The organism is Paenibacillus assamensis DSM 18201 (assembly GCF_000422445.1).
Taxonomy (GTDB): Bacteria; Bacillota; Bacilli; order Paenibacillales; family Paenibacillaceae; genus Paenibacillus_B; species Paenibacillus_B assamensis.
In genome coordinates, this window is record NZ_KE383839.1 from 195,557 (window position 1) to 221,202 (window position 25,646).

Genomic DNA, 25,646 nt, shown 5'->3' on the forward strand with positions numbered 1-25,646 from the left:
CTATTAAAGTTATTAAATGGTTGATGATATATTATAATTATGCGAGCTTGACATCAACTTTAAATTTTTAAACACAAGAACCATTTAATGTAAAAAAACTAGTTAATCGTATCTAAAATAAACATATATCCTGCACCACGCACATTAATAATATATTCTGGATTGCTAGAATCTTCGCCCAGCTTACTGCGTAATTTCTTTATATAAACATGCAACTTATTTGATTCAGCATGATCTGTATCGGTAACCCAAGCATACTGAATCAAAATCGTAGTTGAAACCACTTGATTAGGACTCATTAATAAACGCTGAAGCAATCGATGTTCAATAGGAGTTAACATTTCAATTTGTCCTTGTTCATTCGTGGTAATTAGTCCGCGTGCAATATCAATAGAGCGGTCATTTTTTAATGTAGCTATTAAACGAGTATCAAATGAGATGGCAAACACCTCCTTTCAAGAGAAAAGATAGCGTTATGAGCGCTGTACATTAAATGTTACGGGTATCATAAATAACTGCACGAATTGCTGGATATTAAAAAATTAGAAGGTTTACTAAACTAAATTAGAGAGTAAAGAAGAGGAGCATTAAAGTTCTTTTAGAATAGAAAATCATTCGATTGTTCCCATTTTATTCAATTTCGAGGATTTGTCAACTAAATTAGAAATGACAGAGTTGATATATATTGGCTTTTTCGCCAATGTCACAAATCGACCTATTCATATTGTTATATATAGTAAATAAACAAGGAGGTGGTCCTTTGGCACATCTCATCCCCGGGGAGAAAGATAGCAAGCAGCATATCGAATGGCTGGTTGAACAAGTGAAAGCTGGCGACCATCAAGCTTATGGCGATATTATTCGACACTTTGAAAAACAAATCTATCAATACTGCTGCTATCTCCTTAAAAATCGAGAAGAAGCAGAGGATGTATTGCAAGAAATTTTTATTATCGCTTACGACAAAATCGAGCAGTACGAGCAGCAGACTTCCTTTTCCGCATGGCTGAACAAGATTGCTTATCATCATAGTTTGAACGTGATGAAGAAGAGAAGTCGCTGGAATCGATTATTTTCTCGTTACAAACAGGAAGTTGTGCTGCGGCCGACCTATGCGAATCACCATGAGCAAATGATCGATGAGATGCTGGAATGCCTTTCTATAGAAGAGAGACATGTGCTCTTGTTAAAAGCAGTGGAACAGTACAATTTTAATGAAATTGCAGACATTATGGACAGCAATCCAGCAGCGATACGGAAGCGATATGAACGAATACGCAAGAAATTGATAAGTGCGAATAAGGAGGCTGCGATGAATGGAGCGCTGGTCGAATCAGGATAAGTTAGCGGAAACCCGGGTGAAGCATGTCGAGCGTCTCGTTCGAGAGACGCAAATGCCAGTCGATACGTATAGCTATGAAATTATGAAAAAGATAGGAGAGAAGCGTGGGCGTAAAAAAACGAACATATGGAAAAAAGCCCTTATTGGTACTACGGTAGCAGCTGTGGTAGGCGGAATATTATTGGGGAGTGGATTTGTCTCACCAGTTATGGCAGAAGCGTTGAAACATATCCCACTCATCGGAAGTGTATTTCAGAATCATAATGATGCTGGTTTGAAACGGGCAGTAGAAAAAAATCTGGTAGCACCGCTTCAACAAAGTGTAACGCATGATGGAGTAACGCTTGCAGCAAAAGAAATGATTTATGATGGAAGTAGACTCTCATTGGTTCTTGAACGATCAGGAGAAGGCTTTACAGAAACGTTCCTTGGTGAGTTTGATGCAGATGGCCGTACGTTTGGAGCGGGGAAAGGCGTGTTAGATCATATTCGTTTTAAAGTGAACGGTGAAGAACGATTTATGAGCCTAACCTCACTACACCCAGTTAATGACCATACGATTATTGTCAAATTTAACGATGCACGCCCTGTGTTGTCACCTGGTGCTGTGAAAGGAATGGATACTACAATTAAGCGTTTCCCAGACCAATTCGATCTGACAATTGAGGCGACATTGACAGAAATTATGACTCCATTTTCTATGACTGTGCCTGTCAAGAAGAATACAAAAAATATAGTGCTAAAGCCAAGTATGAAGTCCACTTATAGTAACTTTAGTCTAAGCTTAGAGCAAGTAGAGCTCACGCCTATTACAACTCGTATACAGCTCGTTGGTAAGGGAGAAATTGAAGCACTTCCAGAAATATATAGAGCTCCAAAAGGCGATTACTACGAAGGTAAACTAAATCTGGGCGCAGATATCGTGGATGAGCATGGAAACAGCTTAAAAGGTCTGAGCTATCATGGAATGGGTGGAGGAATTAACTTCTATGAGGGAATCTACTACCTTGATTTTATGTACAATCCTTTCTCTGATAAGCCGAAGCATCTTACGATCAAGCCATATTTGTATGAGGCGATTACGTTAACCAACCATACCGTAACGAAAAAGTATATTCCTGAGCTTGAGTTTACGGTTCCTGTACCAAAATAACTTATCACGTTCATAGGAAACGGAGAGATAACGCAATGATAAAACGAGATAAAAGTTACTCATTTATAAAGAAAACAGCTTTAGGTCTATCTGGTGCTGTATTAATTAGTGGTATGCTGTGGACCAGCGGACAGATGTACGCATCAGCACTTGAATCTTCGGAGGAAGCTAAGTGGTTTGAATCGTTTGCTGAACAACTTCATGGCAAGAATTCGACTTTACAAGCCGTTTCAGCGAAGCAGCAAAGTAATACCCAAGATGGCATTACGCTTACAGTGAAAAATGTGAAGCATGATGGTAGGCAAATTGAGATGGAGCTGAATCGTTCAGGGGGGAGTAATCTATCCAAATCACTCCTTGGAGAACCACTGCCGAATGGCCGAACGGACTACTCCAAAAAAGGCGTTCTGGATGATGTAGAAGTGTATATCAATGGCGAACTATTTCGTTTTTCAGGTGGCTCCCACAGGCCTGGAAAAGATTCTAATAGCGTTATTTTAAAATACCAAACTGCTACGAATCGGACTAACCCACACTTAGGGGCCTACAAGTCACTTCCCGATACATTTGAACTTACGATTAAAGCGACGCTCAGCAAGGTAAAGAAGCCATTTACCTTAAAAGCAGCTGTTAAAGGTAAAGAAAAAAGCACAATAATCTCACCGAATATAACAAAAACACATGGAGACTTTGCATTAACACTCGAGCAGTTGGAAGTAGGTTCGTTTGCCACCTATATCGATCTTACGGGAATGGGAGATATGAAAGATTTACCGCAAAAGTATCGAGGTCAAAAGGGAGAACGCAATGAAGGGCTTATCCAAATGGATTTTGATATCGTAGATGAAAAAGGTCACAACTTGAAAGGTATGTTCTTGTTTGGTCTAGGTGGTGCTAGGGCCCAGAAGGATGGCGAATACAAGTTTAACTATGTCTACTCACCTTTTAAATCGACACCTAAAACCATAACAATCAAGCCATATGTATTTGAGGTAACTGATCCTAGAAAGGGGAAAGTTGATAAAAAGTACATTCCTGAGCTTGAATATAAAGTGTCGTTAGCGAGTTCATAGAATGTGCAGAGCGAGTAAAACTGGAAATTGATATGGATACATACGTAGCGATCGTACTCACAAATGAGACGGTCGCTTTTTTCATGCTGCTATCAAGGATATAATGGAACTATTGTTTTAGTCAAAGGAGAGTCTAAGATGCAGCTTACATCTGAATTGTTAAATATACGTAGAACTGAGCTTGCCGATCTGGCATTCGTTATCGATATTGAAAGTGATTCGACCAATACTCCGTTTATTGGGAAGTGGACAGTTGAACAGCATACAACTGCGTTGATGGACGAAGATGTTCTGTATGTCATGCTGGAAGATAAGCAAGGAAATCCGGTTGGATATATGATAATAACGGGCCTATTAAATCCTAATAAATCAGTTTGTATCGAACGAATTGTTGTACTTGTAAAAGGCTGTGGATATGGCAAAGAGGCAATGAAGCGCATGGTTCAGTGGCTGTTCGAGCATACTGATACGCACCGGATTTGGTTGGATGTTAAAGAGGATAACCAACGTGCACGCCATGTATACGAATCTGTCCGATTTGTTTATGAAGGAACATTGCGCGACGGTTTCTTTAATGGAGAAAAATTTGAGTCTTTAGCTATTATGTCGATCCTTCGATCTGAATGGATGAACGGTTCATCATTCGAATAACCTAATGATAAACAAACATCCAAATGCTGGCTTCCTTTTGCGGAGGTTGGCATTTTTGTATCTAATGCAAAAATACCTCCTAATCATCACATCGTGTACACACGTCGGTCACATGAGCATTCTATACTTTGCTTGTAACTACGAAATGGAGGTATCATCATTATGAAAAAAACAGCATTATTCATCAGTGTGGCCATTGCCGCAACCACTTTGGTAAATCAAGTATGGGCCGAACCGACAACTACGAAAACGGAAGCACCAGCACCAACTAAGTCCATCGTTCAAACAAATATAGTGACAAAGGAATTTGAATCCTTCCTTGGAAGTTTGCAGAAAGCAGTAAAAGAAGAAAGCCATACAGATGTAGCCGACCTGATGTCTTATCCATTAATTGTAATTAAAAGTGGTAAGAAAATAACGATTTCTACAAAGGAACAGTTTATACAAAAATATGATCGTATTATTACTAGCGATGTAAAGAAACAGCTACTCAAGCAGAAAGCGAAACATACATTCCATAATCAATACGGCTACATGATTGGTGAAGGTGTCATGTGGGTGAGTGAAATTAACAATCAAATGCTCGTATACTCCATCAACACGTTTGATAATCCATATGAGGTAGCGGGTATTGATGACCCAGCAGCATTTGCTCAGTTTTTTAACAATTTGAAAAAAGAAGTAGCTGCCAACAACAAAAAAGCGGTAGCGGGGATGATTGATTATCCATTGAATGTAAATAAAAATGGTAAGACTACAAAAATCAAATCAAAACAGGAATTTATAAAAAAATACAACAAAATTATAAATAAAGAAGTGAAACAAAAACTTCTTGCACAAAAAATAGACCGTGTATTTGTTAATGCTGAAGGAGTTATGATCGGAGATGGTCAAATGTGGATTAGTCAGTTCGGAACTAAAATTGCTGTATATGCGATCAATTTGAAATAAAAGTGTAGTGGTTTCTGTTAACTTGCAGGCAGTTGTAATTTTGACATGCATCTCCCATATCCAATAAAATGGAATGGTCAATATTAGGGGATGCGGAGAGTGTAACGATGTTCCGAACGATATTGCTTGTTGAAGATGATATGTTAATGCGCGAATTTATAACGGATTATTTCAAGAAAGAGCAATGGAAGGTTTACGAAGCTGAGGATGGAAGACAGGCGTTAGAGATGTTTGAGCAGGCTGCTATGGATCTGGTTGTGTTGGACATAATGATGCCTGAAATTGACGGCTGGACTGTGTGTAGGCGCATTCGTCAGAAGTCGGATGTGCCTATTATCATTATTACGGCTAGAACGGAAGATGATGATCAAGTGATGGGATATGAACTAGGTGCAGATGAATATGTTACGAAACCATTTAGCCCAAGAGTGCTGGTTGCCCGTGTGAAGGCACTGCTGAAAAGATCAGAAGGATCGATCGGTCGTGAAGGAGATGTGATGAGCTATGGCGAACTTTCTATCAACAAGCGCTCACATACGGTATTTGTAGGAGAAGAAATCATCAACTTATCTCCAAAAGAATATGAACTACTTTTATTTCTGACCAAGCATGAGGCTACGGTGTTGTCGCGGGAGTATATTTTAAATGCGGTATGGGGATTTGATTACTTCGGAGATCTGCGTACTGTAGATACTCATATCAAAAAGTTGCGAGCTAAGCTGGGAAATGAAGGGCGATATATTCGTACCGTTATTCGCGCAGGCTATAAGTTCGAACTTGAGCCATGAGAAAATATGGTGTGGTTAGCAAGCTTTTCATTGCGACGTCTGCCTTAATAGCCATTATATTTATGCTAATCATGCTAGCTCAGGGACTTTTCTTTGAACGTTATTACCGCGAATTCAAAGTTAGTGAATTGAAACAAAGTATGATTCAATTAAGTAAGCAGTATGGACAGGGGCCCGCTAGTGAACGTGAGGTTTCCTATTTGCTTGGACAGTTCTCAAATGAAACGAGTGCAAGTATAGCCATTCTAGATGAACAGATGAATAGAATTAGAATAAACCCGTATTTTATTGAACTTCAAACTCCAACTAAATTGGTCACGCTTCGGCTTCAAATTGAAGCTATGTCGATGAAAGATATTCCTCAAGGATTGCACATCGGAGATAATCTTACAGTAGATGGTATTTTTATGGATCAACAATCAACCATCTTGTCACCCGTCAAATTTCAATCACAACAATCTGAATTAGTAGAAGGATTAGTCCGCGTAGAAGGGAAAATTGTTGAGATGATGCTGCCTGAGCAGCACTTATATAATCCTTATTACCAAGATACGCTCTTAAATGATGCACTTTGGGATTGGATGATACGAGCAGATCAGAATGAGTCTCGTATGCAAAATGGAGAACCTATTCAGTCGGAATGGATGGATCCTTGGAGCGGTGTGAAGTATGTTGTTGTGACATTGCCATTTTCTAACGTAGAGCAGAATAAAGGTTACTTATTTGCACTGACATCTCTACAACCCGTTGGTGAGGCAGTGGTGATACTCGATAAATATATGATTTATTTGGCGCTTCCGATATTGCTGCTTGTTATGTTTCTGTCTTTTGTATTCTCTAGAATTGTGTCGAAACCTTTACTGACGTTAAACCACACAGCTACACGTATGGCACAATTGGATTTCACTGTACCATCTGCTATTCATTCAAAAGATGAGTTCGGTGAACTATCCCAGAGTATGAATACGATGGCGCGGAATTTGGATACTGCCTTATATGAGCTTACAGTAGCGAATGCTAAATTGCAGGATGATATGATAGAGAAACAACGCCTAGAACAGCTTCGTAAAGAGCTAATCGCGAATATTTCGCATGAGCTTAAGACGCCTTTGGGTATTGTAAAAGGGTTTACAGAAGGTTTACAGGATGACGTGGCGGAGGAGAAGCGAGAGCGTTATTTATCTTTAATACTGAATGAAGTAGATCGCATGAACGTGCTAATTATGGAAATGTTGGAGCTTTCCAAATTCGAGGCCAAAGTCATTCGTTTATCACCTCGAACAATTGAGCTTCCAATGCTAGTGCATAAAGTGTGTGCTTGTTTTACTCGGGAATTGGAAAGTAAGCGGCTGCAGGTTCAGATGAATGGAGAAGCTTCCGTACTTATATATGCTGATCCTAAGTGGATCGAGCAAGTGATTGTGAATTTGTTGAGCAATGCTATTCGGCATGGACTAGCACAAAGTATGATTCGAATCAATATGTATGAAACAGTGTCTGGTCAAATAATGACCTGTATCGAGAATGAAGGCTCGTCCATTGGCGAAGAAGACATGCATCGGATTTGGGATCAATTTTACCGAGTGGAACGTTCACGTGATCGAAAATTAGGTGGTACGGGTCTTGGACTTGCTATGGTTAAGCATATTCTAGAGCTCCATAGCAGTGATTACGGGGTGAAAAATACGAGTAAGGGCGTTATGTTTTATTTTAGTTTGAAGAAGAGTGACAGCATCGTGCTCGATAATGGGAGTTGATGATACAGATGAAGAAATTAACATCGTTTTATGTTTGTAGTGCAGCCGCTATATTACTGTTGACGAGCGCATGTGGGAATGCAGCACAATCCGGAACTCCGGCTTCGCCGCCCGCTGAACAAAGGCCTGTAGATCAACAAGTAAAGAACGAACGAACGCAATCACCTATTAAGCAGGTACCTATTTTGATGATCATCGACCAGACTAAACAAGAGGGTTTTGAAGGGAACATGTTTTACTTTACCGTTGAACAAGTTCCTGAAGGATATGCACTTGCAGAAATGAAGTGGATATCCGATAATCATCAAATTGTAAGCACATACGAAAAGGCGTTTAAGAACGGAGCGACTGGAGAAGAAGATGGATTTTATATAAGTGGCAATGGTCAATATTCTGGGTTCACATATGATGATAAAATGAAGGGTGAACATGGCCAAGTTGTATTTGTATTCCGTAATGATGATAAGGAAGAATTAACTTGGAAACAAAATATTACACTTAAATAGCCTCAGTCTACAAAAGGCCGCTATCTGCGCTTTTCCTTGCGATAGCAGCCTTTTTTATTTCAATAGGACGAGTATTTTCGTTTATAATTGGCCAGTGTTAGAAGAGGCCAGATGTAGTTATAGCTATGATAATAAATATAGAAATTTCCCGGTAGTCCTGCACCAGTTGGATACGTATTTGCATGCTTAGTTGGATAATGAATCATATTGAGCAGAGCCTTAATTCCACGTTCTATTTCTTCAGTTGGCTGTGGAGAAACAGCAATAAGTGCATCCAAGGCCCACGCTGTCTGGGAAGGTGTAGATTGTTGGAGCGGGATATATGTTTTTTTGCGATCACTCTCACATGATTCACCCCATCCTCCATCTGGGTTTTGTATCCGTGATAACCACCGTGCTGCCCGCAGTAGAGATGGGTTAGAAGCATCAACACCTACAGCTGCCAATCCTGATACGGCAGCCCAAGTGCCATAAATATAGCTGATTCCCCATTTCCCATACCACGAACCGTCCTGCTTTTGATGATTTATTAACCAATCTACAGCATGTTGGATAAAGACATGTTCCTGCTTAAGCTGAGCTGTATTTCCTAAATATTCTAATGTTCTCCCCGTTAAGTCAGCAGTAGATAGATCGGTAAGTGCAGCATCTGCGCCATCATAAGGCAGCCATGTTAATATCGATTTATTCGTATTCTTCTCAAATGCTGGCCAACCGCCGTCGTCATTTTGCATCGACAAGAGCCACTGAAGCCCTTTGTCATAAGCGTCGGCATAAGCAGAGCTGCTCCAGGCTAGATTTTTAATAGCTCGAAGGGCAGCGGTCGTGTCATCGATATCAGGAATGATGGTGTTAATATCTGAAAATCCCCAACCCCCAGGTGGTGTATTCGGGTTATGGAACTGCCAATCTCCGAGTTTATGCTGCTGGCGCGAGAGTAGGTAGATGCCTGCTCGTCGAATGGCACTATGCTGGGCGGGTAAACCTGCTTGCTGCAAGGCGTGGCTGATGAGTGCTGTATCCCAAATGGTGGGTGGTGAATTTTGAATATGCCAATGTTTATCTGAAGGGCATGCGAATGATTTGAGCCCTTGAATAGCTTTGATGATATGGGGGTGTTTCCGATCATAGCCAAGTGCGAGTAAAGCCAATATCATCAAAAAGGTAGCACTTGCATAGCTGTACAGCGTGCCATTAGGCTCAATTCGATCCAGCATGAAGCTTTCCGCTTTATTTCGAGCCTCTTGTTTAACCGATTGTGGAGAAGGTAGCAGCTGAAATAATTCTCTTTTTATATTTTGAAATAAAGACCGTTTCGCTTCTTCTAAGCGTGTCTCGAAGTCATAAGTTGAATGGAAATTTGAGAGGTCAAATGGGTAGTAATCGTCTTGCAAGTGCTGTGGTTGTTGAATATCGTCCGAATGATTGTAGCTTTGCGTCTCATCTTCCCAACTTCTATTTGGCAATATTAAATCGGAAAGATCAGGAGCTCCTTCAGGTATTTTTGCATCCGGGAGACTGCTCATGATAAGAATAGGGGCGATATGTACTCTGGCATAACCTACAATATCGTAAAAACGAATTGGTGACCATTCGGGAAGCAGCAGAAATTCTATAGGCACCGTATAGGAGCGAGGCCATGGGCGCTGCCCTGTGGCTGCTAACATCGTTCTTGCTAACACACTGTTAGCCTGCTGCATCCCACCGTTGCTTAGTATATATGACTTTGCTTTTAATAGGACAGAATCATCTTTTTTCATCGTTCCAGAATAGAGAAGAGCATAATAAGCCTCTACTGTAGCTGATACATTGCCATTCGTTTCGTTCGGATATACGCTCCAATAGCCATCTGAATGCTGCTTCGATACAATGCGCTGGCTTAATTGCGTCACCAGCTCTTCCTCATCCAGCTGCAGTACGCGAATAATAATAATCATATAGCTGTCTGTCATTGTCCCACTCTCAAAACAAAAGCGCCATGAGCCATCAGGAGCTTGGGTTATCAGTAGTTGTTGAATGAGACGATTGATTCCAGCCTCAATGTCCGCTCTTCCATTCATTGCTTCATCCCCCCAATAGTCATGGTTAAAAATTCTTCTGCATCTTTATTGACGATATTCATGTTCATCCTGTCCTATTCGAATACTTACACAACAAAGTAACTTGGTAAAATTTATTGTTTATCTTAAATTTATAAATTAAAATTAAAATTGAAAAGGGGGACGAGCAACATGGAGCATGCTAACTACAATTTCAACTCATAATGGTGGTTGTTATCGATAGCGACCACCCAACTAAACGGAGAATAGGTGGTTCATAAATGCTAAACAAACAAAAACAATACGAGATCATCGAGCGTCGTCCAACCGTGTTAGAACATAAGACAATATGGGAAGCAGTTGGCTGGGGGAACGTTAATATAGACATGACAGAGCGATCAATTGCTAACTCTGTGTACACTGTAGTTGTGGTGTGTGATGATCAGGTGGTCGGCATGGGACGAATTGTCGGGGACGGAGCAATGTATTATTACATACAAGATGTTGCCATATTGCCAGAGTATCAAGGAATAGGCATAGGCAAACAAGTGATGGAAAAACTGATGAACTATATCCGTTATCATTGTGTTGGAGCTGGTTTTGTTGGCTTATTCGCATCACAAGGGAAAGAACCATTCTATGAACAATTCGGCTTTAAAGACTATTCGCCGGGCATGACAGGGATGTTCATGGTAATAGAGTAATAGGCTTTTCGTACGGCTGGTTTAGGCTCACAATATGGAGTAGACGGGGCGATCGCAGATATGAAATGGTTTAGTCTCAATGAATTACCTGACCGTTTAGCTTGTTTTACGGTTCCTGCTATTGACCAATTACAACGCCGCCACCGACTGTAATTGGTAGTGAGAAAGTAAGAGTATTACAGGGAGTATATACATGGTTGCGAGGTGCTGACCGATCATGTTTTCCGAGAGAGAACAGATAATTAAAAGCTATTTCAAGGCTTGGTTACATAAAGACGCGACTATATTGGATGAGATTTTTAGCTCCGACATCATTTACAGTGAGTGCTATGGTCCACAATATCTCGATATTGAGCAAGTAAAACAATGGTTTGCGGATTGGAATTCACAGGGGACGGTAGTAGAGTGGAGCATTAAGCAATTTATCCATCAAAATGATATGTCAGTTGTAGAATGGTACTTTCATTGTGTCCATGAGGATGTGGAGCATCAATTCAATGGGGTATCTATTATCTCCTTTACGGCTGAAAATAAAATTTCGCAACTTAAAGAGTTTCAGTCGCAAGCAGAGCATTATTGTCCTTATTAAGCAGAGGCGTAACATGCGTAATTTATATTTATTTTAACTTAATAGAAACGGAACGGATAAACATGCTAAAGAAACTTTTAAGCTTATTGGGAATTATCAAGCAACAAAATACAAAACAAGTGACAACTACTGTTAAAAAAACGGCTCGTAACAAACAAAAGATTGGATCTGAACAAATTGGCGAAATTGGTGAATATAAAATTAACCTTCAGCTGGATCAGTTGCCAAAGGATTGTCGATATGTAAGCGATGTTATGATTCGAAATCACAAGTCACGCACTGGTTATGCTCAAATTGATCACATTATCATCTCGCCATACGGCTTATTTGTTATTGAAACGAAAAACTATAAGGGAGAAATAAAAGGAAGCAAGTCGGAGAAATATTGGACGGTAAGTCGTAGGTTTAAAATGTACAACCCTCTCATGCAAAACTATGGGCATATTAAAGCCTTAGAAGGGTTATTGGATAACGATTCTAATGTACTTTACATCTCCATCATTTCTTTTACGATGCGCTGTCGTTTTGCTATTGACCCAGAGCTGCGCAAGATCGAATCAAATGAGTTGGTGGTGTATGATGTCGAGTTGTCTGAGTTTATTAACCGGAAGTTAAATCGACTCAAAGTAACAAAGGGTGAACCGCTTCTTTTGCATGAGAATATACAACACATTTATGAAGCTATACATGCTGGTAACATAACTGATCCAAAGACACGAGCCGCTCATGTTGCGGCTTTGAAGCCAGATTCTAAATAGACATCAAGTTAGCCCCAACACGCCTACAGTAGTTATTTGATGGCATTGTTGGGGCTTTATTGTGAGATAAGGGCTCATTCTGTTTTCGTAAATGCAAGGGTTCATGCTGCCCTTGCATTAATAAATCTCTTGTGCGGCTTCTGGTAGATCTCTCATTCGTGTGAGATAGGCAGTCATATTCGTATCATCTTCCAAGCGATATGTATACGAAAAGGCTGCAGCCACCTCTTGGGCTAATGTTCTAAACAACTCACACGTCACAAAAATAGAGTCCCACATTTGCTCGTAATTCGCATTTGAATAAGTTGCTGTGTACATTTCCCAATATTCAGTTGGAAGATACATGTTAAAGTATTTTCCCATTTTGCCTGTAGAAACTTTGAAATCATACTTCATACCGATCCACCACGACACCATTTCATCCAAAGGTGCTCTGGAAGTGAGCTCGTACATATGTTTTGCATACGAAAGTTCATCTCGCCAAATTCCTTTCGCCACGTTCTGTTGACACCACCAGAACTCATTGCAACAATTCATGAACTCTGCTTCTGTAGGCTGCTTAACATAATAGCTGCTGTCTATCGGGGGAGCAATAGGCGGAAGTATACTGTCTTTATCCAGTAACGGAACAGTAAGGCTGTCTTCCAGATAAGTGTCCAGCATAGCTCCTTTCGTTTGAAGACGAAGATCGATCCGATTGCCATCTGTGAATAGCATCAGGTAGATATATGTGCGCTCATAATGAGTCTCTATGCCAACGGCTTGATCATTTTTATCGGGTTCTTGCATCATGAGCCGTTCGCCGAACACGTCTATCCACTTTTCATCTCTTAAAAAGGATTCTGTCTCTGTAACGACATAAACGATATCATAGTCTTGAAAAATATCTTTTGGCGCATTAGGGTTCGTTCTGGAGCCATTCATATAGACAGCACGTATACGTTCGTCTTTGTTGGCGACACCGAGTATTAAGTCAAACATTTCTTGTTCACTTCTCAACGTGAATCACCTCTTAGCCACTTTGGTTATGTACTAGTTTCCATAATAGCATATTATTTAATTAAGACGTGGGTTGTCCTCTTTTTTAGCGGACTGCATTCATATGTCCTTTCACAACACGTGTCATTTGTAACAAGAAGCATGGAAAAGGAATGTCGTACAGCGTTGCAACACAAATAAGTTCTGTGTTATATTGGAAATATTGATCGTAAAGGAGGTGAGGTAGGTGAATCACGCATTGGTTAACAACCGTATTAGCCAGCTGCCGATGGCTATGGCTGGCATTGTTCATGCATGTTCTGCGAACGGGAGAAGTCTGTCCAAATTTGACTATACGTTTGAACCATTCGCGAGAAGACGCCTACCTTAACCACAACGGATAGCATGATCATCCTAAGGGTCGCGGGCTTGTTGCCGCGGCTCTTTTTGTGCATGCAAGTTAGGGTCTTCATCCAATAGGAGGAACCTAAAATGACAATTGTAAATATCAAAGAGATAAAGAAGTACCATGCAGCAAATCTTATTTTAGATGGGGTGACGTTCCAGATAAAGGCGGGTGAGAAACTCGGTCTCATTGGTCGAAATGGAAGTGGAAAATCCACGCTGCTCCAATTAATTGCTGGTCATGAGCCTATAGATGAGGGCATGCTGACGATAAAAAAAGACTTGCGAATTGGTTATTTACCGCAAATTCCTGCTGAGTTCGAAGCGCTGACGGTATATGAAGTTTTAGCTTATGGCTATAGGGATTTAATGCTGACGAAGCAGGAAATGACAAAGATTGAGCAGCAAATGTCTAGTCCAGAGGCAGAAACTAATTCTGAAAGGATGGAGCAGCTGCTGAATGCGTATGCAAATATGCAAGAGAAGTTCGAGCAGGGTGGCGGCTATGAAATGGACACGGCTATTGAACAAGTGGCGAACGGGATACAAATTAACCGCAGTAGTTACGAAAGAGACTTTTCCAGCTTGTCTGGTGGCGAGAAGACAAGGGTGGTTTTGGCATCTCAGCTAGTTGTAGCACCAGATTTACTCCTGTTAGATGAGCCGACCAATCATTTAGATCTGAAAGGAATGGAATGGTTGGAACAGTTCATTAAACGTTATGACGGTGCATGTGTAATCGTATCGCATGATCGATATTTCCTAGATGCAGTAGGGACGAAGATGATCGAATTAGAAGACGGTGAATCACAAGTGTATCACTGCAATTACAGCGGCTATATGAAAGAGAAAGAAGAACGTCTGTTGCAGCAGTTTGCACAATATAAAGAACAGCAAAAGATTATTAAGAAAATGAAGGAAACGATCCGTCAACTAGAGGAATGGGGCCGTGTCGCAGGGGACGAGAAGTTTTTCAAACGGGCAGCCTCTATTCGAAAAGCGTTGGAGAGAATGGAAATAGTAAAACGTCCAATAGTAGAGCGAAAAGCAGCAGAGTTTGATTTGGCATCTCTTGAACGTTCTGGTCGTCAGGTTATCTTATTTGAAGGATTAACGAAGAAGTTTGAGGGGCGTACGATTCTAGATCAAGCAAAGGGCAGCCTTCTTTACGGTGAAAAAGTTGTCTTACTAGGGGAAAATGGATCTGGCAAGACAACACTTTTCAAGCTGTTGCAAAGCATGATCTCACCAGATGAAGGTCAAGTTGAACTAGGTGCGAGAGTAGAGATAGGTTATTTAGCTCAGCAGGAGCCAGTGTCAGATAGCAAGAAGACAGTGCTGGAATTTTTCCGAACTGAAAGTGGATTGGAAGAAGGAGAGGCGCGGAACGTATTGGCCAAATACCTGTTTTATGGCGCGGATGTGTTTAAACCACTACAAATGCTATCTGGAGGTGAGTGGTCCCGTTTGCGGATAGCCTTGCTTGTGAGGAAGAAGCCGAATTTGTTAATGCTAGATGAGCCGACCAATCATCTTGATATCGCTTCAAGAGAAGCTTTGGAGGAAGCACTCGATGAATTTCCTGGAACGGTACTAGCGATTTCCCATGACAGATACTTTATTAATCGTTTGGCGAAGCGGGTATGGGAAATGAAAGCGGGGGCAGTTTCTACTTACGAGGGAAATTATGATGATTTTAAGGTAAAGCGTGCGGAACTGCTTGCTGTAGAGTATACCTTGACCAGTAATCATGAATCGCATGAACATGTAATGCCCGCTCAGCGGGACAACACGAAAAAAACGGCGGCTGATGAAAAAAGCAGACAGGTTCGTTCACATGAGCGAAAACTTGAGCAATTAGAAAGTGAGATTGCTGCCCTTGAAAAGAAGATCTCCTGTGTGGATGAGGAAATGCTTCATTTCAATCAAGGCGGCGATGCTGCCCAACTTGAAACTTTATGGCGGAAGAAAGAAGAGTTGCAGACCAATCTTGATGGATGTTTGGAAAGATGGATCGAGTTATCAAATGACTGATCAATATGCAATTAGGGGTGCGAGAAAATCGTGCCCCATTTTTATGTTATGGGACATTATAATGCAAGGGTGTTTACATTTTGTTCCTTATGTAATAACATATGATTTAACAATTATCTAATTAGATATTTATTAAATTAAATAGAGGAGACTGATGCTGCATGCAATTAGATAAGATAGTTAGCTATCATAAAGCTCTGGCCGACCCAACGAGAATCAAAATGCTTATATTGCTTGCTGATGGAGAATTGAATGGGCAAGTATTGGCAGAGAAGTTAAGCGTTACGCCTGCGACCATTACGCATCATGCGGCAAAGCTGCGAGAAACGAGCTTAATTAATGAGCGTAGAGACAAAAATACGATATATTTTTCTTTAAATGATTACTTCATTAAAAATAATGCAAACGCAACCGTTCAGCTCATTTACCGATCAGTGAAAGAAGGAGAGAATATGATGGATGAGAAGCACATTCTTGTTAAACAATCTGTAATTAGAAATTTCTTCACTACCGACGGCAAATTGAAGAGTCTTCCATCACAGCTCAAGAAGAAGCTTATTGTGCTAGAGAATATCGTCGCAAAGTTAGAGTATGGACGTAAGTATAGTGAGAAGGAGATCAATGATTTCATAAAGCAATTCCATGACGATTTTGCGACTATCCGAAGGGAATTCATTATGCATCAGTTCATGTTTCGAGAAAATGAAATATATGTGATGAACCCTCAAGAAATGTGGGCAAGATGGGAAACTCTGTCGTAAACGAAGATGATTAGGGTAAAGGTAATGTTTCGGTTTCACGGTTTTTAATTTTTTTTTGAAACTATTTACCTCTTTAATACGTCTTTATATTAAAGGGGGCCATGCGGTGAAAAAGATAACAGTCATCGTCTTCATACTAAGCTTTGTTCTAATGGCATGTACCGACAAAAAAATAAGACTTACAGCGGATCAGGTGAAAGCTTCCTTAGGGGAGCATGGAATTGTACTACCTGATAAGCTTTCCTATAAACATTCTGTTTTTACAGAAAGATATAATCAAATTTTGCCGGAACACTATGTGATCGATGAGCACCAATCTATTAGTATTTATGTGTATCCTTCCTGTGAGGCAGTTCAAGAAGGATATGAGGATTTTACAAAGAAGACAGCAAAGATGAAGCTAGTTCCGCATACTACGTTTCAGGTTGGTAATGTATTGATATTTTATGTGGCGAAAGACGAATATATAGACATACGAGTAAAGGATGCAGCTGAGAGCCTGCTTGTAACCAAATAATTGTAATCCTGCTTAAGTAAGCATAATATTACGAAATGATTAGAATTCTCTCGAAAAAAGCGCATAATCTCTATTTAACTCGTTTCTACATACATAAATGGCGTTTGAACGTAGATTTCAATCTTGTATACAATAAAGGCATAAGATGTATACGCTAACACAAGGGCCATGCCTTATTTAGTGTCGTGAGATGATACGATTAACGACACCAGATAACAACCCCGTTTTCTTCGGAGAACGGGGTTGTTTGCGTTTTTGTGGTGGCACAATATGGATAGAAAGTAGGCTGAATGAATATGCAATTAGAAGCAATTTATCACCGTTCAAAACAAGGTTGGTCCTATGCATATGACCGAGAAACGGTCCATATTCGGATTCGTACGAAGAAAAATGATGTTGATGCAGTTGATCTGATTGCTGTTGATAAATATGCGTTTGAACGTATGACGGAGTATGTTCCGATGCGCAAATTTACGTCTGATGCACTATTCGATTATTGGGAAGCCGCATATAAGCCTCCATTCCGCCGTCTTCGTTATGCGTTTCGTTTTGTGGATGCTAAGGAACAGTGGTATTTGACAGAACGTGGATTCCGCAAAGAGCTATCTAAAGAGTACTTTGAGTCTTTTGAATACCCATACTTGAACAAAGTAGATATTTTTGAGCCGCCTGCTTGGGTGAAAGAAGCTGTGTTCTATCAAATATTCCCCGAGCGTTTTGCGAATGGAGATACGTCGAATGACCCAGAGAATGTACTGCCGTGGGGGGGAGAGCCTACACCGACGAATTTCTTCGGCGGAGACTTGGAAGGAGTTATTCAGCATCTCGATCATTTGAATGAGCTGGGTATCACGGCGATTTATTTCACACCTGTCTTTGAGGCAACGACGAATCATAAATACGATACACGAGATTACATGAAGATTGATCCTCATTTTGGGTCTAACGAGAAGCTGAAAGAGTTGGTTGAGGCTTGTCATGCTCGCGGCATTCGCGTATTGCTTGATGCTGTGTTCAACCATGCAGGAAAAACATTCCCGCCGTTTGTAGATGTGTTGGAAAAAGGAGAGCAATCTGCGTATAAAGATTGGTTCTACGTACGCGAATATCCACTGCGAGTGGAGGAAGGCATTCCTACTTACGAAACGTTTGCATTTGAACCCATTATGCCGAAGCTCAATACGGAACATCCAGAAGTGAAGGCATATTTACTTGAAGCAGCTCGATATTGGATCGAGGAAATTGGTATTGATGGATGGCGCCTAGATGTAGCGAATGAGGTCGATCATCAGTTCTGGCGTGAGTTCCGTCAAGTGGTGAAGCAAGCAAATCCAGAAGCATATATTTTGGGCGAGATCTGGCATGATTCGATGGCTTGGCTGCAAGGTGACCAGTTTGATGCTGTAATGAACTATCCATTTACGGATGCAGTAAATGACTTTTTTGCAAAACAGATAGGTGATGCGGCAGAGTTTGCAAGTGCGATCGGAACACAGCTTGCTAATTACCCGCAGCAAGCTACGGAAGCAGCGTTTAACTTGCTGGACAGCCATGATACGCCGCGATTGTTGACGCTTTGTGATGATGATAAGCGCAGGATGAAGCTGACGTCTTTGTTCCAATTTACTCATCCAGGAGTCCCTTGTATTTATTACGGGGATGAAGTTGGATTGGCTGGAAAAGGAGATCCAGACTGCCGTCGCTGTATGGAATGGGATGTAGAGAAGCAGGACAGAGAATTATTTGAGTTTTATCGCAATCTAATCGCATTGCGTCGCAATCATGAAGCGATGCGATCTGTAAATATTCGTTTCTTGCAAGCAGAGTCCGATTCACGTGTATTGTTGTATGAGCGCTGGAGTGATTCTGGCGAGCAATTCCTGATCGCGATTAATGCTTCATCTGAGAGTACTTCTATTCGTGTAGGGGAGCCGTTTGATGGGCAATCATGGCAGACAAAATTGACGTCAGATGCTACAATTGCTCATGTTGGAGATGCATTGACCGTTCAGCTAGATGCATATGGTTTTGCTGTATTCATGCAGACGAATTAAGCAAATATAGCAACGGTTGTTGGTATGCAATGTCCATTGAAACGAAATGTACCGTATGCCTAGGGGGAGATACCTAATGAACATGTTATCTCGTTGGAGTGCGTGGCTCTTAACGATCTTTGCACTTCTATTAGTGTGGACGACACCACAACCGTTGCAGGCTGCTCCAGACACAGCCGTTACGAATACTGCTAACTTTAGCACAGATGTAATTTATCAAATTGTCACTGATCGATTTCATGATGGTGATCCTCGCAATAACCCGAAAGGTTCACTATTCGATGGGACCTGCAAAAACTTGAAAAAGTACTGTGGGGGAGATTGGCAAGGGATAATCAACAATATTAACGACGGATATTTTACTGGAATGGGTGTCACTGCGTTATGGATCTCTCAGCCTGTAGAAAATATTTATGATGTCATCAACAACGCTGGTGTTCAAAATACATCGTACCATGGTTACTGGGCGCGTGATTTTAAGAAAACGAACCCTGCTCATGGTACGATGGAGAAATTTAAGGAATTGGTTAAAGCAGCACATTCGAAAAATATTAAGATCATCATTGATTTCGCACCGAATCATACCTCGCCTGCAATGGAGACAGATCCTAACTTTGGCGACAATGGAAGGCTATACGATAATGGAACGTTAGTTGCAGGTTATACGAATGATACGTCCCGTATTTTTCATCATAATCTAGGAACCGATTTTTCGACAATTGAAGATGGAATTTATCGCAATCTTTACGACCTTGCAGACTTAAATCATAACAATACGGTCGTGGATAAGTATTTTAAAGATGCCATTCAGCTTTGGCTTGATATGGGTGTGGACGGCATACGCGTAGATGCAGTCAAACACATGCCGTTTGGATGGCAGAAAAACTGGATGTCTTCCATTTACAGTAAAGCGCCAGTGTTTACGTTCGGTGAATGGTTCCTTGGAGAAAATGAAGTAAGTGCTGATAATCATACATTTGCAAATGAGAGCGGAATGAGCTTGCTCGATTTCCGCTTCGCTCAAACGGTTCGTCAAGTATTTCGTGACCAAACCCAAACGATGCAAAGCTTGAATAATATGATCGTTAGTACGGCTAAAGATTACAAGTATGTAAACGATCAGGTTACGTTTTTAGACAATCATGATATGGAGAGATTCCATGTAAACAAAGCCAATAAGCGTATGCTTGAGCAAGCATTGGCATTTACATTAACATCACGTGGTGTCCCAGCGGTCTACTACGGGACCGAGCAATATATGACCGGGGGCAATGATCCGGACAATCGCGCACGAATGTCATCTTTCTTGACGAATACAACAGCTTATAAAGTGATGGGAAAGTTAGGGCCGCTTCGAAAAATAAATCCCGCATTTGCTTATGGCACGACTAAAGAACGATGGCTCAATAATGATGTATATATTTATGAGCGTAAATTTGGGAATAGTGTTGCATTGGTTGCGATCAATCGAAACTTAAGCAGTGCTGCGCATATTAGCGGATTGGTGACAGCATTGCCAAATGGTGAATATCAGGATATGCTTGGTGGTTTGCTTAATGGATCTGAATTAAAGTTAACGAGTGGATCAGTTGCTCCATTCAAATTGAATGCTGGGGCTGTTGCGGTATGGCAATACACAGTGGAAGAAACAAATCCTGTTATCGGGCATGTTGGCCCAACAATGGTAGCACCGGGACAAAAGATATTTATAGATGGACGTGGATTTGGCTCTGAAAAAGGAATTGTTTACATTGGCGGTGTAAGGCTAGATGGGGCAGACATACTATCATGGGAAAATACACACATCGAAGTTAAGGTTCCACCAATTCGTCAAATTCATCCTACGCATCGTGCAGGACGCTATGATGTGGTAGTAGAAACAGCAAGACGTTCGACGAGCACTGCTTATTCATCCATTCAAGTGCAGACAGCACCTCAAGTGAGTGTTCGGTTTGTCGTTCAAGGTGCGAATACAGATATGGGGCAGAATGTATATCTATCGGGAAATATATTTGAGTTAGGGTTATGGGAAGCTGAAAGTGCAATTGGTCCAATGTATAATCAAGTCATGTATAAGTACCCGAATTGGTATATAGATGTGAGTCTGCCCGCGGACACACAAATTCAATATAAGTTTTTGAAAAAGAAAGGCAGCCATCTTAGCTGGGAGGGCGGGAGGAATCGTACGTATACGACACCTATCAGTGGGACGGATACGGTTATGGTGAATTGGCAGCATCAGTGATTGGCAGAAAATGAAGTAATAAGTGCACAGTAAGCCGAGGGAAAACAATTCCTCGGCTTATTTTTTTGTAAATGCTCTGGAATTTTAATCGGGTATAACAATTCGTTATACCCCTCTTCCATAATGCTATTTCCGCTCTGTTCCTTCTTTTGTTAACCTTACGCTATAAGAATTTATCTATTTGTACTTACACTAGGAGGAAGACTGTATGAAGCATAGAGATTGCAATGTGAATACAGCTCGGCAAGAGAATGCAAGAGTAATTGTGCATGAACGAGTGAATGGTTCAGAAGGGCTTTGTTTGCATACAACGGTGAATAAGCTGCCCAAAGCAGGTGAAGTAAGTGTGCGAATTCAAGCAGCTGGATTAAATCATCGAGATTTATTCATTATGAAGGAGCGAAGTGACCTTCATCAGTCTGTTGTGCTTGGCTCAGATGGAGCAGGTATCGTGGCTTCTGTAGGAGAGGGGATTGAACATATTCAAGTTGGAGATGAGGTCATCATTCATCCGACTTTGAATTGGGTGCATACGAATGAGATTCCTGAAACACTTACTATTTTGGGATATCCATCGGAAGGTACATTTGCGGAGTATGTTGTCGTGCCTGTTACATGCATTGAAAAGAAGCCCGCCTATCTGACTTGGGAAGAGGCCGGTGTACTTCCATTAGCCGCGCTCACTGCTTACCGTGCTTTATTTACACGCGGACAGTTGAAGTCAGGGGAACATGTGCTCATAACGGGAATTGGTGGAGGGGTAGCCACTTATGCTTTTATGATGGCTAAAGCGGCAGGAGCGAAAGTAACGGTTACGTCCCGAAGCCAGGAGAAGCGATTGCGAGCTCTGGAAGTAGGAGCGGATCATGTGTTAGCCAGTGATTGCGATTGGGGCGAGAGCTTGCACGGTGAGCCGGTCAACTTGATTATTGATAGTATTGGTCCTGCGGTGTTTACGCAATTTTTACAGGTATTAGCTCCAGGTGGACGAGTGGTTCAATTCGGTAGGTCTTCAGGAGATAAAGTTGAGATTTCGCTGTCAACGCTGTTTCGCAATCAATACAGTATTTTAGCAACTTCGATGGGAAGTGCGGAAGAGTTTCGCGAGATGCTTCAGTTTGTAGAAAGGCATCGTATTCGTCCTGTGATTGATCAAATTTACCCATTGGAACAAGCCGTCCAAGCTTTTAAACGAATGGAGGCAGGGGTGCAGTTTGGGAACATTGGATTGAAAATGTAGAATGGGTTATTTAGCATAGGTGGTTCTCATCGTAGTAAGAGTATAGGAGCTATTAAGCTAATATACTGTTCAAACGAGTTCTGTGCAAAGGCATATAAGCAAATGTAAGGCTCCGTCCAGAGCATATAGACGGAGCCTTCGGATTTACTTGTACAAGTTTGCAACGATATTAATATACTTCTAATTCATTAATTCGAACATATCCCTGTTGATGGCTTGGTCCAAGTAGAGCAGAAACACGGATTTTGGTCGTATTAACAGCGTTAAAGCTGTGCGTACGATGGCTAGCTGTATTGCCTGTAACTGTTGCTAGCTGTACCCAAGCGGAGCCATTCCAATATTGAAGATCATATTTGGATATGGCATAGGTAGCTGTTGTATAGAGATCAATTCGGTTAATCGATCGGGATTGGCCGAAGTCGACATAAACATATTGTGGTAGAGGTGTATACTGGTTATTAGCCCAGCTATGACTCTGCCCGAGCGCAGTATTGCGATCGCCATCCTTTATTTTAAGAACAGAATATCCAGGGAAGGTGGAATCAGCAGAAACGGTTGCTGTTAAAGCATAGTTGGTATTGTTCGTTGGTGGTTTTTTCTCGAGCTTAACTAGATTCCAGCGGAATTCAAACAGTTTGAAATATTTGTTGAGCACAGTAGCTTCACCTTTTACGAGAGCGTCGATGGTGAGAGAGAAGTGGGAGGACACATTCGTGTTACTTGTCCATTTTCCTTGTCCTTCTATCCCGGCAAAGACGCTTACGGCTATAACCTTTAACTTCGCAATTTTCAAGCTGACTTCAGCTTTTACGCCAGCCCAAGCCTTAATCTGCCCTTCGATATTGTGGGTGATGTTGAGATATCTCGTGGTATTTGCATATGGTTTAAATGAAATGGGTATCCAGAAGAAGTTCTTGCCTCTAATCCCTGCTTCAACGAAGTAGCCTTGATCAACGACAAACTCAAATGTAACGCTGCCATCGACACCAATAACTAAAAATACGCCTACAGAAGCACTTGCTAAACTTCCTGCCTTAATGTTGAAGCCGAAGATAGGCACTTTTACTTCTTTGTGGAATTTGGCCTCACCCTTGAGGGTAACTTTTGCTTTTTCACCTGCAGTAAACTTCACATCGTATTTTTTGCGGTTATAGACAGCCGATACTTTAGGGAATTGTAGGGTGATGCTGCCGCTAGCTTCTACATACACTTTGCCGTTCGTGCCGGTCTGATTTACGAGCACTTTGTTGAAGTTACAAGTGAAATCATTGCCGACTTTACCGCAGCCCGTGGAAGTTGGGGATAAGACAGTTAGATCATGGTCTGCCAAAGACATTTTTTCTGCGGGATATACGATGTTGGATTCTGCTATTTCTACCGTTTGCTCTGGGATATCGTAATATTCGAGCAGCTCGTCAAGTGCTGGGGCTGCATAATCAACTCTAAAGCTCGTCCCATCTTGGAGCACTTGCGAAATTTTGATTGCTTTATTGCTTGCTCCATCGAAATAAATCTTGCCCGCAGCAAGGCTTGGCGTAATTTGTCTATATTCTTCCTGAGTCAAAACAAAGCTTCCAGATTCAGCTTCGTCTTCGAAAATGTTCTCTTTAATATCTAAGCGGTTTTTGACACTAGCAGGCATTACTGCTGTTGTGCTCTTTAATTGATGGGTTACGTTGCTAAACGAGCCAACACTTGTAATGGGGTTAGCAACACCCGAAGAACCATCTGGATTGATGATGAATTCGAAGCGGAAGTAAGCTTCCTTCACAGGAGTCGAGTAGTTGGTATCACCTGGCCAAATCCATTTTGCAGCTGTATCAGCTGGCATACCTACTACATACTTGTCCCATGGAGTTATCCCGTAAGATCCGAAATCTTTCGCGCGCTGCCATGCTGTGTCGTTAAAATCTCGCAAATGCCATCCTTCTGCAAAATTGCTTGTTGACTTCCAGTTAAAATCAGTTGTGAAAATATCGTCTGGGCCTGCATTGATCTCAGCGAGTAGACCAGCATAAATTCCGTGATCTTTTGCTTTTACTGCGATAACGTTTTTACCTTGTGTCACTTTTAGTGGGAATGTACCCGCTTGTTTCCAGTTAGTACCCGCACCAATTCTGACTCCGTTATGGTATACCTCGAATTCATCATCCGCAGTCAGCGTAATACTTGGTTCATTTGGAGCGACAGCCGTAGGAGCAACAATATCATCTGGAGCGGTAGGTAGGAGTGAGCCATCAGGAAGATAGGTAGAATCAGTTACAGTTGTGGGAGGAGCAACATAGGCCAGAACTTGCCCTCCAACCATCGTGATAATTAGCGTGACGAGCATAAAAGACATTAGCCATTTTTTAAATACGGACTTTGTTTGTTCCACTATCATTACCTCCTAAGAATATGGTGCGTCTGAGCTTCACATGCATCATGTTCGTAATGAAGGGGTATGTAGGCATCTTGAAGAAGCATCAGTCTACTTGAAAATAGAAGATGAACAGATTGCCATGACTGTAAATGATAGATGTAAACTAGGAATTTAAACATATCGAAGGAAGGGGGTGAACATAGTTGAGCATTGTAGGACTACGACATTTCAATTGAAACGCAGCTTTCTTATGGCATCTAGCAGTGTAGTTGTCTTGACTGTAGTGGAGTAAGATAAAGAGGAGTGAACATACTTGTGTAAAAAAGAATATTATGTAAATCATGCGGCAAAAAACGTTGCATATGGACAAAATGAAGTTCAAAGCAGCGAAGATCATGCTTCAACGGTTAGGTAACTTCTAGATGGACTAACGAAAGACTAAACGTACAGCTGAACTAGAGTGCGGTTCTCATGTTAAAAGGTTTCACCTCCCGGCTAGATAGACTAGCCAACTTTCAACAAAGTGGGAATTAAATGTGGCCATTCACTAGGTAAGACCACTTTATAGAATGCTGGAACGCAATGGTGTTTGTTGCACCATCACTTAAAAGATAAGTTGTTCCAAGCAGTGGCGTCAATTATGGAATCGCTTACATATTTCGTTAGGTGACAACATTGTTTTCTGTGATTCTAGCCAACAGCATAGCACATGGATAGATAGGTACGCTAGATCAAAACT

General features: G+C 41.3%; 22 protein-coding genes. 18 read left to right on the forward strand and 4 right to left on the reverse strand.

What is annotated here, in order from left to right; translation table 11 throughout:
* Window positions 1-98 precede the first annotated feature (98 nt).
* Window positions 99-449 carry a winged helix-turn-helix domain-containing protein gene (locus tag H580_RS25050; RefSeq protein WP_028596536.1) on the reverse strand — a complete coding sequence of 117 codons (351 nt, stop codon included), beginning with the start codon at window positions 447-449 and terminating at the stop codon, window positions 99-101.
* A gap of 311 nt (window positions 450-760) precedes the next feature.
* Between H580_RS25050 and H580_RS0121020 the strand changes: the two genes are divergently transcribed.
* The 8 genes from H580_RS0121020 (at window position 761) to H580_RS0121055 (ending at window position 8,221) form a co-directional block, all read left to right on the forward strand.
* Window positions 761-1,342, forward strand: a complete 582-nt coding sequence (locus H580_RS0121020) for an RNA polymerase sigma factor (RefSeq protein ID WP_036605600.1) — start codon at window positions 761-763, stop codon at window positions 1,340-1,342.
* Entirely contained in the window at window positions 1,317-2,495 is a 1,179-nt protein-coding gene (locus tag H580_RS0121025; protein WP_028596538.1) for a DUF4179 domain-containing protein, read from the forward strand. Before H580_RS0121020 ends, H580_RS0121025 begins: the two co-directional genes overlap by 26 nt.
* A 35-nt stretch (window positions 2,496-2,530) precedes the next feature.
* Complete coding sequence (locus H580_RS0121030) at window positions 2,531-3,568, forward strand: DUF5643 domain-containing protein (protein ID WP_028596539.1); 1,038 nt, start codon at window positions 2,531-2,533, stop codon at window positions 3,566-3,568.
* A 138-nt stretch (window positions 3,569-3,706) separates the two neighbouring features.
* Window positions 3,707-4,219, forward strand: coding sequence for a GNAT family N-acetyltransferase (locus H580_RS0121035; RefSeq protein ID WP_028596540.1), 513 nt, complete (start codon window positions 3,707-3,709; stop codon window positions 4,217-4,219).
* 162 nt (window positions 4,220-4,381) lie between these two features.
* Window positions 4,382-5,170, forward strand: coding sequence for a hypothetical protein (locus H580_RS0121040; protein WP_028596541.1), 789 nt, complete (start codon window positions 4,382-4,384; stop codon window positions 5,168-5,170).
* 107 nt (window positions 5,171-5,277) lie between these two features.
* Window positions 5,278-5,958: a response regulator transcription factor gene (locus tag H580_RS0121045; RefSeq protein ID WP_028596542.1), complete on the forward strand. Its 681-nt coding sequence runs from the start codon at window positions 5,278-5,280 to the stop codon at window positions 5,956-5,958.
* An 11-nt stretch (window positions 5,959-5,969) separates the two neighbouring features.
* Window positions 5,970-7,715 carry a sensor histidine kinase gene (locus H580_RS0121050; protein ID WP_245583613.1) on the forward strand — a complete coding sequence of 582 codons (1,746 nt, stop codon included), beginning with the start codon at window positions 5,970-5,972 and terminating at the stop codon, window positions 7,713-7,715.
* An 8-nt stretch (window positions 7,716-7,723) separates the two neighbouring features.
* On the forward strand, window positions 7,724-8,221 hold the full coding sequence (locus tag H580_RS0121055) for a hypothetical protein (RefSeq protein WP_028596544.1): 498 nt from the start codon (window positions 7,724-7,726) through the stop codon (window positions 8,219-8,221).
* A gap of 59 nt (window positions 8,222-8,280) precedes the next feature.
* Here H580_RS0121055 and H580_RS0121060 read toward each other — a convergent pair whose 3' ends face one another.
* On the reverse strand, window positions 8,281-10,281 hold the full coding sequence (locus H580_RS0121060; protein WP_028596545.1) for a terpene cyclase/mutase family protein: 2,001 nt from the start codon (window positions 10,279-10,281) through the stop codon (window positions 8,281-8,283).
* A gap of 260 nt (window positions 10,282-10,541) precedes the next feature.
* Between H580_RS0121060 and H580_RS0121065 the strand changes: the two genes are divergently transcribed.
* From H580_RS0121065 to H580_RS0121075, 3 genes are all read left to right on the forward strand, one after another.
* On the forward strand, window positions 10,542-10,964 hold the full coding sequence (locus H580_RS0121065) for a GNAT family N-acetyltransferase (RefSeq protein ID WP_036605601.1): 423 nt from the start codon (window positions 10,542-10,544) through the stop codon (window positions 10,962-10,964).
* A gap of 217 nt (window positions 10,965-11,181) precedes the next feature.
* Window positions 11,182-11,553 (forward strand): nuclear transport factor 2 family protein, encoded by a 372-nt coding sequence (locus tag H580_RS0121070; RefSeq protein ID WP_028596547.1) that lies wholly within the window; start codon window positions 11,182-11,184, stop codon window positions 11,551-11,553.
* 62 nt (window positions 11,554-11,615) lie between these two features.
* The gene (locus H580_RS0121075) at window positions 11,616-12,311 is read left to right on the forward strand and encodes a nuclease-related domain-containing protein (RefSeq protein ID WP_028596548.1); all 696 of its coding nucleotides are present in this window, start codon (window positions 11,616-11,618) and stop codon (window positions 12,309-12,311) included.
* A gap of 117 nt (window positions 12,312-12,428) precedes the next feature.
* On the opposite strand, the gene H580_RS0121080 is transcribed toward H580_RS0121075, so the two are convergent.
* Window positions 12,429-13,310 (reverse strand): aminoglycoside 6-adenylyltransferase, encoded by an 882-nt coding sequence (locus H580_RS0121080; protein ID WP_028596549.1) that lies wholly within the window; start codon window positions 13,308-13,310, stop codon window positions 12,429-12,431.
* Window positions 13,311-13,536: 226 nt separating this feature from the next.
* Here H580_RS0121080 and H580_RS26480 point away from each other — a divergent pair, with 226 nt between their 5' ends.
* The 7 genes from H580_RS26480 to H580_RS0121115 all read left to right on the forward strand — a co-directional run bounded on the left by H580_RS26480 (window position 13,537) and on the right by H580_RS0121115 (window position 22,545).
* On the forward strand, window positions 13,537-13,680 hold the full coding sequence (locus tag H580_RS26480; RefSeq protein WP_169449390.1) for an RAxF-45 family protein: 144 nt from the start codon (window positions 13,537-13,539) through the stop codon (window positions 13,678-13,680).
* Window positions 13,681-13,781: 101 nt separating this feature from the next.
* Window positions 13,782-15,728, forward strand: a complete 1,947-nt coding sequence (gene abc-f, locus H580_RS0121090; RefSeq protein WP_028596550.1) for a ribosomal protection-like ABC-F family protein — start codon at window positions 13,782-13,784, stop codon at window positions 15,726-15,728.
* A gap of 161 nt (window positions 15,729-15,889) precedes the next feature.
* Window positions 15,890-16,489 (forward strand): DUF2087 domain-containing protein, encoded by a 600-nt coding sequence (locus H580_RS0121095; protein ID WP_028596551.1) that lies wholly within the window; start codon window positions 15,890-15,892, stop codon window positions 16,487-16,489.
* Between the two features lie 106 nt (window positions 16,490-16,595).
* A complete protein-coding gene (locus H580_RS0121100) occupies window positions 16,596-17,006 on the forward strand; it encodes a hypothetical protein (RefSeq protein WP_028596552.1) in 411 nt (136 codons plus the stop codon).
* 296 nt (window positions 17,007-17,302) lie between these two features.
* Window positions 17,303-19,060, forward strand: coding sequence for a glycoside hydrolase family 13 protein (locus H580_RS0121105; RefSeq protein ID WP_028596553.1), 1,758 nt, complete (start codon window positions 17,303-17,305; stop codon window positions 19,058-19,060).
* An 82-nt stretch (window positions 19,061-19,142) separates the two neighbouring features.
* Window positions 19,143-21,305 (forward strand): alpha-amylase family glycosyl hydrolase, encoded by a 2,163-nt coding sequence (locus H580_RS0121110; protein ID WP_028596554.1) that lies wholly within the window; start codon window positions 19,143-19,145, stop codon window positions 21,303-21,305.
* Between the two features lie 208 nt (window positions 21,306-21,513).
* On the forward strand, window positions 21,514-22,545 hold the full coding sequence (locus tag H580_RS0121115; RefSeq protein ID WP_051217624.1) for a quinone oxidoreductase family protein: 1,032 nt from the start codon (window positions 21,514-21,516) through the stop codon (window positions 22,543-22,545).
* A 169-nt stretch (window positions 22,546-22,714) separates the two neighbouring features.
* Here the strand turns inward: H580_RS0121115 and H580_RS0121120 are convergent, their stop codons facing one another.
* Window positions 22,715-24,922: a discoidin domain-containing protein gene (locus tag H580_RS0121120; RefSeq protein ID WP_028596556.1), complete on the reverse strand. Its 2,208-nt coding sequence runs from the start codon at window positions 24,920-24,922 to the stop codon at window positions 22,715-22,717.
* Window positions 24,923-25,646 lie beyond the last annotated feature (724 nt).